The organism is Streptomyces sp. NPDC031064 (assembly GCF_055570965.1).
Genome location: NZ_JBVIGF010000004.1, coordinates 113,365 through 123,650 on the forward strand (window position 1 = coordinate 113,365; position 10,286 = coordinate 123,650).

Consider the following 10,286-nt stretch of genomic DNA (forward strand, 5'->3'; position numbering starts at 1 on the left):
CCGATGCTGGCGCCGCCCCGGCCGCCCCGGCAACGCATTTACCCGCTAGGCGTTGTCCAGCACGCTGCCGACGAAACTCGCCACCCGGTGCCTCACCTTGTGCCAGCGGTTGCAGTACTGCTGCGGAAACCAGCGACGGTTCTGACGCAGTGGCCGGTGGCACGACTTGCACAGCACGGTCCGGCCCTGACTCGCGAAATCCCCCATGCCGCGACTCTAGCGACCGATGCCACTTTCCATCACGGAAAACCTTCACTTGCCACAACGGAAACTCACCTCTACAGTTTCCAATATGGAAACCAACGGGGACGTCATCCGCCCGACCGCACAGCAGGCCCTCGCCGCGCTGGCCGAGACCGAGCAGGTCCGGGCCTCCACCACCGCCTTGTCCGCCACCCCGTGGCCGACCTGGTTCGCCACCGCGCTCACGCTCTACACGGCCGCCATACCGCCGCTGTACGGGGGCATGCTGGCCGATCCGGAATGGCTGCTGCCACGCGCCACCTGGGGCACCGTCCTCATCGTGATGACAGCGGCGTACATGACGCTGTACGCGTTCGCGGCCTCCAACTGGCGCAAGAAGACGGGCGTGGCCCTCCGTTTCGATGTCCTCCCCAAGCGCGTCACCCTGCCTCTCGCGACCGGCCTTCCCGTCCTGCTGCTCGGCTCGGCCTTCGTCTTCCGCGCCACCGGCGAGCCGCTGTGGCTGTTCGCCGCCTCCACCATCGGCGCGGCGGTGTCGGTCGCCTTCCACCTCGTCTTCGTCCGCCTGCACCGGAAGGCCTCATGAGCGACTCCGCCCCCGACCCCATGGCGGGCTTCGACACCACCATCCACGCCCCGAACCGGCTGCGCATCTGCGCACTCCTCGACACCGCCGGCGAGGCCGAGTTCGCCACGGTCCAACGCCAACTCGACGTCTCCGCCTCGGTCCTGAGCAAACACGTCACCGTCCTGGTGGACGCCGGCTACGTCGAACAGCGCAAGGCGGTACGCGACACCCGCCAACGCGTCTGGCTCCGCCTCACCGCCCCCGGCCGCGACGCCTACCACGCCCACCTCGCGGCCCTCCGCGCCATCGTCGGGCCCTAGCGCTCAGGACCTCCGGAGCCCTTCAACGACGGACCAAGCGCCCGATCGTCTCCACCAGATGGTCAGCAGCGTCCCGAGTCCGATGGGAACGCAGGGCAAGGTCGTCCTCGTCCGAGGCGTAGTGGAGGGTAAAGGTCGCGTCGGCGAATTCGTCGAGCCGCTCGCGCGCCTCGCGGTCATCGGTGAGCAGCTTCACTTCAGCCAGCGCTGCTATGACCTCCGAGCGGGCCTCCAGCGCGGCATCCTCGGCTTCCCTCGCCGCATCCCCGGCATCTCGAACTTCCCACCTGGCGTACTGCAGACGGCGGAAGACGGTCTCCGCCGCGACCAGTCGAGCCGTGGCATGACGCAGTTCGCGTCTGGTCTCCGCGCTCGTGGCCTGGGTGTGCAACCTGACGGCCGTGCGGGACTGCAGGGTATGCGACACGACCGCACCGAGCAGCGTGCCGACCACAGCGATGACCCCCACCCAGAGCTCCATGGCACTGCTTTCTCATGAACCGGCCCTCTGGCGGTACCCCTGCGTCGCGCATTGTCTGGATACCGGTCACATCTCGGCGGACACGCGAAAGGGGCGCCCACGACCGGGACGCCCCTTCTGGCCTGCGCGTGCGCCGGCCTGCTGCGGTGGGTGTGGGATTTGAACCCACGGTGACTCGCGCCACGACGGTTTTCAAGAGCGCTGCGCTCATAGCATCCACAGCGGCTTGACCAGCACTTGAACGCTGCACGGCCATCTAGGGGTATGGCGCCGGCCCACACATGGCCCATGGCCGCACCAGCGGTCCGGGTGGAGGCCCTTCAGACGCCCCCACCCGGACTGCCGTCAGCCGTCAACGTTGGGCGCAACCACCGACCCTTCACGCGGCTGCGGAAGGTACGACACGGCCATCTGCACAACAACCAGAACGATGACCGCAACGACCAGATAGGTCGCCTGGCGCAGAACACCAGTCAGGGTGTCGCCGTTGATCACGCAGGCCAGCAGAACTGCAGCCATGATCATTAGTTTCTTGCGGCTGTCGGTCCCGCGTGCGAGAGTTTGGAGCAGGTGGGTGTCGAATATCGACAGTTCGCCGAAACCGGGGATGGACATGCTTCCTCCTTGGTTAACAGGAGGGCGCGCCCGAGGCCTCTTCCCAAAGGTGGGCGCGCCCTTCGGTGTTGACATCTCCAACCGTATGGCACGCCCCCGACACGACCGCCCGCCTCGACGGATGTGACGCGGACGTACGTGAGGTAGACGTTGCTGGACTTCCTTGGCCAGGGGCCGATCACTCTGGATGGCCTGACCTGCGGCAATAAGCCCCTATAGCACATGCCACCGACAATCGTGGAGCAGAATCGTCCCGTAAACCCGGTGCCACATGGAGATTCGCGCTATATGTCCGCTTTTTTCTGTGATGCAAGTCACCAAAATTCTTTGACTGTGGTGGCGCCATCCAGGTTGCCTACCGCTTCCGCCGTGCGGCAGCGCTGTCGCACTTGTATCCGCGCGCTAGCCAGAGGCGTGGAAGGCAGCGCCCTGCGGTGACTGCGGTGTGTGCCGCCATTTGTTGTACGCCAACCGGGCGCTCTAAACCTCGGACGACGTGCCCCACTCTGGGTTCCCGTTCTCGTCGAGCTGGGGCACATCCAGCGCCAGGTATCGAGGACCGCCGCCCTTGATGCTCCCTGCCGGCCGCTGGTACAGGGCGCCTGAATTACGGTGCGGGAGATCAACGGTTCTGATGTGCTCGAACCCCTGAGATTCGTAATAGCGTCCCAGCTTGGAATTTGTCTTCCAGGCGTCGACCCGAAGCCATTTCTTGCCGAGTTTCGCCGCTCTCTCCGAGGCCCAATCGAGCAATGCCGTACCCAACCCGGAGACCTTAGCCGTGGGCCGCACGATGATGCGGTGCGCGTAAAGCGCGCTGCCCGGCGTATCGCCCGGCAACCAGAATTCAGGATCGGCGAGGCCGTCTACCGTGATGGTGCCCAAATAATCGTTACCTCTGCGTGCCACATAGGCGTGCAGAAGGTCGATGTCGTGGGCTATCTTTTCCTTATTTGGCGGGTACTGCCACTGATCGACTCCTTGCGACTTGAGCCATCCGGCGGCTTCGTCCCACATGGATGCGATTACTTCCGCTTCGCTGGGGCTTGCAGGCCGGATGGTGACACGGTCGTCATGCATTCGGGGCACCCGCTCCCAGCTCGTAGCGAAGCACGTTGCGGTCTGTCGGCATCGCCGTGATCGTGACACGCACGGGCCCCGAGTCGGTCAACCCGACGCGTGTCCTGACCAGCAGCGGGATACCGGCTTCGACGGCCATTTCCTCAGCTTGCTTGGGGTTGGGCATTAGTGCTGTGACGTCGTCGATGTAGTGCGTCTGCCTGTATCCCAGAGAGGCCATGTAGGCGATGACGCCCTCCGCGATATCGGCGGGTTCCGCGATCGGTGTGTTCTTCACCAGGTCGTGCGGGTAATACGAATCCTCCGTTGACCATGGCTGCTCGTCGACGAAGCGTAGTCGACGACGCACCAGTACGAGATCGCCTGGTTCAATTTCGAGGCGACGGGCCACGTTAGAGTCTGCCTTCTCGATGCTTACCGAGATCTTTTGACTCGGTGTCCGCCCCTGTTCGCGTATGTCCTGGACCCAGGCATCAACGCCCGCAGTCAGGCGTCGATTGTGGTTCTCTGAGCGGGAAGAGTTGTAAACCAAAACGTCCTGCCGATGGACCATGTACGCGCGCCCTTGGCTCGCGAATACCAGTCCTTCTGCAACGAGTCGTTGCAGTCCCAGACGCACGGTGTTTCGGGAAGCGTCATAAATCTCCATGAGCTTCCGTTCGCTGGGCAGCTTGCTGCCGGGCGGGTACTCCCCGCTCTCGATCTTCGCTCGGAGGCTGGCAGCCAACTGCATGTACAGGGGGTCTGAGCGCGTCGCCATGCCCTCATGATGCCCCACTGGGTCCACTGGTTGGTACGAGTCGCACCGAAGTGCTTGACGGGTCGCGCCACAGGGGTGCAGCATCATGTTCAGCAACTGGTTGGTACCAGCAAGACCAGAGGTGCCAATCTCGTGCTGCATAACGCCCGGAGGGCTCCGCTTATGCGGGTCGGCTCTAAGGAAGCGCCGGTTCTTTGACAACTGAATGGGGATGACGCCGCCTCTCCTCGGCCAAGTAGGCGGCCACGCGGAGTCCGCGTGATGTACAGCGCGACCCGACCACTCCGCAGCACTGAGTCGCTGCGGCCGGTTGCCTCCCCCGCCCGTCCGGCCCCTGTGGGCCGTACGGGCGGGGTGAGGGGAGCCGGAGGTTCCGTCTTCAACGGCACGCACCCCCGGAGCTGCAACTCCGGGGGTGCTGGTTGAGCCGTTTCACCTGCTAGGGAGACCACGACTCATGAAGACCATCGCTGCACTTCAGGCGGTTGTTACCGCCCCCATGTTCGACGGTGAGCCGTCAGACGCGGAGCTGGACGCGATCGAGCAAGAGATTCCGCTGATCCTGGCTGAGGTTGAGCTGCTGGACGCGCAGATCATGACCCTGGACCGGCCTGTCAGTGAGCTGGACGAGCGGCGTATCCGCCGGGCCTGCCGCAAGGTGCTCGCCGCCCGCCGGGACCTGACCAACAAGGCCGCCACGATGCCCCTGCCGGGGGTGGGGGCATGAGCCACACCGACACGACACTGGCCGCCGCGCACGCGGAGGTCAAGGCAGAGCTTGCCCGTACGGATACGAAGGCATCGCTGCTGCTGGCGTTCACCGGCGCCGCGCTCGCCGGCGTCTGGACGATCGCCAGCCACACCCGCCTGCCCATGGCCGCCCTCGCGGTCGGCGGTCTGGGCGTCGCCGTACTGCTGGTCGTGGTGGGCGTGCTGTTGCGGGCGGTCCGGCCGAACCTCGGGGGTGGGGCCGGCTTCCCGCTGTGGGCCACGCTCACCCCGGACGAGATCACAGCCCACCTGAGCGAGAACGGGAGGGCCGCCGATATCGCGGGCCTGTCCCGGATCGCGGTGGCCAAGTTCACCCGCCTCCAGCGCGCCATCGATCTCACCTACGCCGCCGGCGCACTGCTGGTCCTCGCCGCCCTGATCGCACTGGGCGGTGCGGCGTGAACCGGGGCGGCAAGATCCTGCTTGTCCTCGCCCTGGTCGCCGTGGTCGGCATGGCGTTTCGGGTGTCGTGGAACGCGCTGCGGGACGTGGCCCGGGCGGTCGGTGCCGACAGCACCGCCGCCACGCTCTACCCGTTCGTGGTCGACGGCCTGATGGCCCTCGCCCTGGTCGCCACCCTGGTCCTGACCGACCGGGCCGATAAGCGGTTCGCGCTGCGGGTGCTGGCCGCCTACACGATCGCCTCGCTGGTCCTGAACTACGTGCACGGTCTGGTGCCGGAGCTGCACGGTCGGTCGGTCGACTGGGGTCGACTGGCCGACTGGGACCCGGCGAACTGGCTGCTGGTGCTGCTGGCGACGTCGCTTCCGGTCGGGTCGATCTACTTCGGCTCGGACCTGGTGGCCAAGGTCCTCCACCATCGACCGACTCCCACCGCAGATGCGGAGAAATCGGATCAGATCGATGTGAATCGGTCGGTGCCTGACCTGGTGGAGTCGGCCCCGGAGCCGCCCGCCCCGGTGGTGGAGCTGCCGGTCATCGAGTCGGTAGCGGTCGACATGCCGCAGACGACCGGCGAGCCTGCCGAGTCCACCTCGGTCGGGGCGGTGGCTGCGGAGTCGGCCCGACCGGTCCGGGCGATCGGTCGGGTGCCGGACGCGGCCCGCAGTGCCCGACCGACCCGGACCGCCGAGGAGCTGCTGAGCGAGGCCCGGTCGGCTACGGCCGACTGGCCCGACACCGATCTGACGGCCGAGCGCATCCGTAAGGCCGTACGCACGTCGGCGGAGAAGGCCCGGACGCTGCGGGACACGCTGCGCGCGGAGCGCACCGCCGGCGGTGAGGCGGCATGACGCTCGCCGACTGCTACGACCCGACCGGCGAACGGTTCGGCATCCCCACCTTCCCCTGGCGCCTGGCACCGGACGGCTACGCCACCCGGCGTCAGCTCCGCGCCCGGGGCCTTCGGCCCGGCGGCCAAGACGTGGCTGCTCAGATGCTGCGTCCTCGCCGCCGGCGCGAACCGCTGACCGCCTACCTCTACCGCGTCGATCAGGCCAAGCCCGTGCGGCCGATGACGGCCCGCAAGTGGGGTGCGCTTGCCCTCGCGATGCTGGCCCGCCGCACCTGCCCGCAGTGCCGACGCGATGCCGGTTACGTCATTCCGCCCTCGCTCGGCATGTGCGCTCCCTGCGCCTTTCCCGAACAGGCCGCTGCCTGATCCAAGGAGTCCTCTATGGAATCGCTGCCCGAGCTGCCGCCTGTGGTGCAGCTCCCGGATGGCCGCTACGTCTACGCAGATGCGGCCAGCATCGTCCCCGCCCAGCAGCCCGGCCCGCAGATCGTGCACCAGCACATCCACCAGGCCGCACCGGACCGTACGGTGCAGCGCATCGCGCTCGGCTCCGGGGTCGGCGCCGGCGCAGTGGCGGCCGGCGTGTACTTCGGCCCGCTGCTCGTCGGCGTGCTGACCGCCATCGCCGCGAACCTGGCGCTGCTCGCTTTCCTGGCCGTCGCTCTGACCTGGGGCGTGGCCACGGTGGTGAAGTCGATCGGTGGGTCGGATGGGAAGGCCGCTGCCAAGACTTTGAGGCGGAGGCGGTAGCGATGGGCCGCTGGATCGTCGGCTACCCGCCCGACACACCACAGCTCGGCCCCGAAGAGCCGGATGAGCGTGACTGGTGCCCCGAGTGCGGCTACTTCTGGCGCTCCTGCGTGTGCGCCGACCTCGTAATCCTGCACCCTTCCGAACTCTGAAGGAGTCCCTATGCCGTTCAAGGCTGGTGACAAGGTGCGGATCGTCTCGTGCGAGGACGATCCTCGCGCGGTAGGCAAGACCGGCCGGATCGTCGACGAGGTACCGCCCGGCCCGCTCACGGCGGGCCGGTGGACGGTGCACCGGATCAGTCCGCTGATCGGCCCCGTCCTGTGCCACACGCACGAGCTGCGGCCCGCCTGACGGCTGCCTGCCCACCCTGGCCACCCCGGGGCGGGTGGGGAGCCGGACAGACCGGCCCCGGAAAGGCACCCCCTATGGGCAAGCACGACCCGGAACCCAAGCTCACCGCCGCCGAGAAGGCCAAGGTCACCTACCTGGTCGCGCGTATGTGCAAGCGCGGTCTGGCCGGTGACGACGTCCACCAGGCCGACCTGGAGCGCAAGGTCGAGCGCGTCATCGAGACCGCCCGCAAGCGCGAAGCGAAGAACCGCAGCAAGTAACCCGACCCGAAGGGACCCCTGCCATGAACAACATCTTCGGCACCAAGCACCGGATCAGCATCGACGGCGTCTACGGCAACTACACCGGCTGGCGCTGCTCCTGCGGCGTCCGGGGCCGCGCCTACGGCGGCGCCTACGAGGCCAAGCGGCGCGGCGAGGAGCACGTGCGCAAGCACCGCGCCTGACTACACCCCGGGGGCGGCCATCCCGGCCAAGGAATCGGGCCGCCCCCGGGCCCATCCCCGTCCAGCACCAAGGCCAGACAGGAGAAGACCAGCATGACGGACAACGTCGTCCCCCTGTTCAAAACCCCGCCCCCATCGGCGGAAACCAGGGAGGACACCGCCGCCGCCTCCGTGCCCGACACACCCCCGGTGCGGGTGTGGAAGCGCACCGGCCGCGCTATGGCCGACGCGGCGACGCACGAGCGGACGAAGGCCGCCGGCCGGTTCGCGTTCCGCCACACGTCCTACGTGGTCGGCGGCACGCGGATCGTGGCTCGGCGGGCGTGGGACGGCCGTACCGGTGCCCGCTATGAACGGATGCTGCGGGCCGCCGAGGCCGCCGGGAACTACGAGGCGGCCGGCGACTGGGAGGAGCGGTTGCACCGCTTCCGCGCGGATAGGCACAAGCGCCGCATGGACCTGCTCGCCGCCCCCGAACGGCTGGTCAAAGGGGTGGCCGTGGGAACCGCGGGCGGGATAGGGCTGCTGATCGCCATCGGTATCGCCCTGGCGGTGGCGAACGAGGACGTCACCGACGTGATCACCCCGCTCATGGCGCTGGTGGAGCTGATCCGGCTGCTGGTCGTGATCGTGCAGGTGGTGTGGGGACCGCTCCTCGCCCTCGGCCCCTGGCTCGCCCTCGTCGGGTTGTGGGCGGTCGGCCGCCACAGGAACGCCGCCCCGAACTGGGCGCTCCCGGCCGGCAAGCGCGGCGACGATGCCGGTGCCCCGATCACGCCGTCGATCGTGGTCACCGCGCTGCGTGATCTCGGCATTGCGCCGCTGCGCAACGCCATCAAGGAGATGGGCGACGCTGGTGCGGCGATGCTCGGGCCGATCCGGATCGCCGGATGCGGCGTGGAGGTGGACGTCACCCTGCCTTCCGGTGTCTCCACCGACCAGGTCCAGGGCCGTCGGCGCAAGCTCGCGGAGAACCTCAACCGGCACGAGCACGAGGTGTTCATCACCATCCCCCAGGCCGCCCGCACCGTCCGGCTGTGGATCGCCGACTCCGGCGCCCTGGACGAGCCGATCGGCCCCTCCCCGCTCGTCACCGACCCCGACCTGCGCGCCAACTACAAGACCGGCCGCGCCCCGTGGGGCCAGGACCTGCGCGGGGACGCTGCCGCACTGAGCCTGTATCAGCGGCACATGCTGGTCACGGGCCTGTCCAACCAGGGCAAGACCGCCGCCGTCCGGGCACTGGCCCTGTGGCTGGCGCTCGACCCCACGGTCGAGTTCCGCGTAGCGGACCTCAAGGGCGCCGGCGACTGGGCGATGTTCGACGGGCTGGCCACGGTGCTGATCCAGGGCCCGACCGACGAGCACGTCATCCAGGCCACCGAGATGGTCGAGTCCGGCGTGAGCGAGATGGAACGGCGCCTGACCGCGCCGCCCGGTACTGCCTTCCCGCCGCTGATCCTCCTGGTGGACGAGGCTCAGGTGGCGTTCATGTGCCCGGCCGTGGACGAGGAGAAGCGGCCCTATGGCGGGTCCAAGGCCACGTCCCGGTACTTCATGGCCGCCCGGAAGATCCACAACCAGGGCCGCGCGGTGAACGTGCTGCTGTGGCAGGGCACCCAGGACCCCACCGACCAGAACCTGCCCAAGCTCGTCCGCGAGGGCGCCCACACGCGTGCCTCGCTCGCGCTGGGCACCGAATCCCAGGCCCGGATGGCGCTGGGGGACAAGGCCGTCGACGGCGGCGCCGCCCCGCACCTGCTGCGGCCCGGCCTGGACAAGGGAACCCTCGTCGTCGCCTCCGACGGCATCGAGATCCCCGCCGGCCAGGCATCGATCACGGTGCGCACGCACTACATCGACACCGACCAGGCCACCGAAATCGCCAACCGGGCCAAGGCCCTGCGCGACGGCGTCACCACTGTCCACGTCATCGACACCGGCGACCCGGTCGACCCGCTCGCCGACATCGCCGCTGTCGTCGGCGACGCGCCGCGCCTGCTGACCCAGGACGTGCTGAAGCGGCTGACCGCGCTGAACGCTGAGGCCTACGGCGGCTGGTCGTTCGTCGACCTCAAGCGCGTCCTGGACGGCACCGGAGCCGAGCCGTACAAGTCCGACGGCCGCATGGTCGTCGGCCGCGACCGCATCACCCGAGCCCTCACCAACCGGGGCGACGAGGATTCCGCTTCCGCCGCCCAGTGACAGGGAGCCGCGCCCAGCCGGGCCAGGGAGGCAGGGAGAACTCCCTCACCCCCTCCCTGACCCGCATCCCTGGCTCTGACCAGGAAAAACAACACGCCAGGGAGGCAGGGAGTCGCCCCGAAGCCGGGTCGGGAACGGCCCTAGAACGTGCCTTCGGGGCGCCCCCTCCTGCCTCCCTCCAAGCGACCGGCAAGAGCCCTGATCCGCTTCCGCATACCGCCGTTCCACCAACACTGAAGGCGGCCCCTTGCACTCGCCAAAGTCCGGGGCCGCCCTCGTCTCCCAGCACTCAACAGAACTGGAGACCTCCAGCATGGCCTACGACCCCCGCTCCGCGCTGCTGCGCGCAGCGCTGGACGCCGCCGAACGCGGCTGGCGCGTCTTTCCCCTCCGCCCCGGTAGCAAGCGCCCCGCCCTGCACAGCGAGGAACGCTGCCCCCGCACCGGACAGTGCGCCGGCGGCCACAGCAAGTGGGAG

Annotated in this window: 17 protein-coding genes; 13 read left to right on the top strand and 4 right to left on the bottom strand. The window is 68.4% G+C overall.

Features of this window, described 5'->3' with window-relative positions; translation table 11 throughout:
- The first annotated feature begins 292 nt into the window (after positions 1-292).
- Together ACZ46W_RS15795 and ACZ46W_RS15800 are read left to right on the top strand one after the other, a co-directional pair.
- Entirely contained in the window at positions 293-790 is a 498-nt protein-coding gene (locus ACZ46W_RS15795) for a hypothetical protein (protein ID WP_468337315.1), read from the top strand.
- Positions 787-1,092 carry a transcriptional regulator gene (locus ACZ46W_RS15800; RefSeq protein WP_468337318.1) on the top strand — a complete coding sequence of 102 codons (306 nt, stop codon included), beginning with the start codon at positions 787-789 and terminating at the stop codon, positions 1,090-1,092. The genes ACZ46W_RS15795 and ACZ46W_RS15800 overlap by 4 nt, the downstream gene beginning before the upstream one ends.
- A gap of 22 nt (positions 1,093-1,114) precedes the next feature.
- Here ACZ46W_RS15800 and ACZ46W_RS15805 read toward each other — a convergent pair whose 3' ends face one another.
- From ACZ46W_RS15805 to ACZ46W_RS15820, 4 genes are all read right to left on the bottom strand, one after another.
- Positions 1,115-1,573, bottom strand: a complete 459-nt coding sequence (locus ACZ46W_RS15805) for a hypothetical protein (RefSeq protein WP_468337321.1) — start codon at positions 1,571-1,573, stop codon at positions 1,115-1,117.
- A gap of 345 nt (positions 1,574-1,918) precedes the next feature.
- Complete coding sequence (locus ACZ46W_RS15810) at positions 1,919-2,188, bottom strand: hypothetical protein (protein WP_468337324.1); 270 nt, start codon at positions 2,186-2,188, stop codon at positions 1,919-1,921.
- A 480-nt stretch (positions 2,189-2,668) separates the two neighbouring features.
- Positions 2,669-3,268 carry a GNAT family N-acetyltransferase gene (locus ACZ46W_RS15815; RefSeq protein WP_468337327.1) on the bottom strand — a complete coding sequence of 200 codons (600 nt, stop codon included), beginning with the start codon at positions 3,266-3,268 and terminating at the stop codon, positions 2,669-2,671.
- Positions 3,261-4,028 carry a GntR family transcriptional regulator gene (locus ACZ46W_RS15820; RefSeq protein WP_468337330.1) on the bottom strand — a complete coding sequence of 256 codons (768 nt, stop codon included), beginning with the start codon at positions 4,026-4,028 and terminating at the stop codon, positions 3,261-3,263. The genes ACZ46W_RS15815 and ACZ46W_RS15820 overlap by 8 nt, the downstream gene beginning before the upstream one ends.
- 457 nt (positions 4,029-4,485) lie before the next feature.
- Here ACZ46W_RS15820 and ACZ46W_RS15825 point away from each other — a divergent pair, with 457 nt between their 5' ends.
- From ACZ46W_RS15825 to ACZ46W_RS15875, 11 genes are all read left to right on the top strand, one after another.
- On the top strand, positions 4,486-4,755 hold the full coding sequence (locus ACZ46W_RS15825; RefSeq protein WP_468337333.1) for a DUF6284 family protein: 270 nt from the start codon (positions 4,486-4,488) through the stop codon (positions 4,753-4,755).
- Positions 4,752-5,201 carry a Pycsar system effector family protein gene (locus ACZ46W_RS15830; protein ID WP_468337336.1) on the top strand — a complete coding sequence of 150 codons (450 nt, stop codon included), beginning with the start codon at positions 4,752-4,754 and terminating at the stop codon, positions 5,199-5,201. Before ACZ46W_RS15825 ends, ACZ46W_RS15830 begins: the two co-directional genes overlap by 4 nt.
- Positions 5,198-6,052: a DUF2637 domain-containing protein gene (locus ACZ46W_RS15835; RefSeq protein WP_468337338.1), complete on the top strand. Its 855-nt coding sequence runs from the start codon at positions 5,198-5,200 to the stop codon at positions 6,050-6,052. Before ACZ46W_RS15830 ends, ACZ46W_RS15835 begins: the two co-directional genes overlap by 4 nt.
- Complete coding sequence (locus ACZ46W_RS15840) at positions 6,049-6,420, top strand: RRQRL motif-containing zinc-binding protein (RefSeq protein WP_468337340.1); 372 nt, start codon at positions 6,049-6,051, stop codon at positions 6,418-6,420. Before ACZ46W_RS15835 ends, ACZ46W_RS15840 begins: the two co-directional genes overlap by 4 nt.
- 15 nt (positions 6,421-6,435) lie before the next feature.
- A complete protein-coding gene (locus tag ACZ46W_RS15845) occupies positions 6,436-6,804 on the top strand; it encodes a DUF6251 family protein (RefSeq protein WP_468337342.1) in 369 nt (122 codons plus the stop codon).
- A gap of 2 nt (positions 6,805-6,806) precedes the next feature.
- Positions 6,807-6,956 carry a hypothetical protein gene (locus ACZ46W_RS15850; RefSeq protein ID WP_468337345.1) on the top strand — a complete coding sequence of 50 codons (150 nt, stop codon included), beginning with the start codon at positions 6,807-6,809 and terminating at the stop codon, positions 6,954-6,956.
- A 10-nt stretch (positions 6,957-6,966) separates the two neighbouring features.
- Positions 6,967-7,158 carry a hypothetical protein gene (locus ACZ46W_RS15855; RefSeq protein WP_468337348.1) on the top strand — a complete coding sequence of 64 codons (192 nt, stop codon included), beginning with the start codon at positions 6,967-6,969 and terminating at the stop codon, positions 7,156-7,158.
- A 74-nt stretch (positions 7,159-7,232) separates the two neighbouring features.
- Positions 7,233-7,418 carry a DUF6257 family protein gene (locus ACZ46W_RS15860; protein ID WP_468337351.1) on the top strand — a complete coding sequence of 62 codons (186 nt, stop codon included), beginning with the start codon at positions 7,233-7,235 and terminating at the stop codon, positions 7,416-7,418.
- 23 nt (positions 7,419-7,441) lie between these two features.
- Complete coding sequence (locus ACZ46W_RS15865) at positions 7,442-7,603, top strand: hypothetical protein (protein WP_468337354.1); 162 nt, start codon at positions 7,442-7,444, stop codon at positions 7,601-7,603.
- A gap of 93 nt (positions 7,604-7,696) precedes the next feature.
- Positions 7,697-9,808: an ATP-binding protein gene (locus ACZ46W_RS15870; RefSeq protein WP_468337357.1), complete on the top strand. Its 2,112-nt coding sequence runs from the start codon at positions 7,697-7,699 to the stop codon at positions 9,806-9,808.
- A 313-nt stretch (positions 9,809-10,121) separates the two neighbouring features.
- On the top strand, positions 10,122-10,286 hold a 165-nt coding region (locus ACZ46W_RS15875; protein ID WP_468338751.1), incomplete at its 3' end, for a bifunctional DNA primase/polymerase.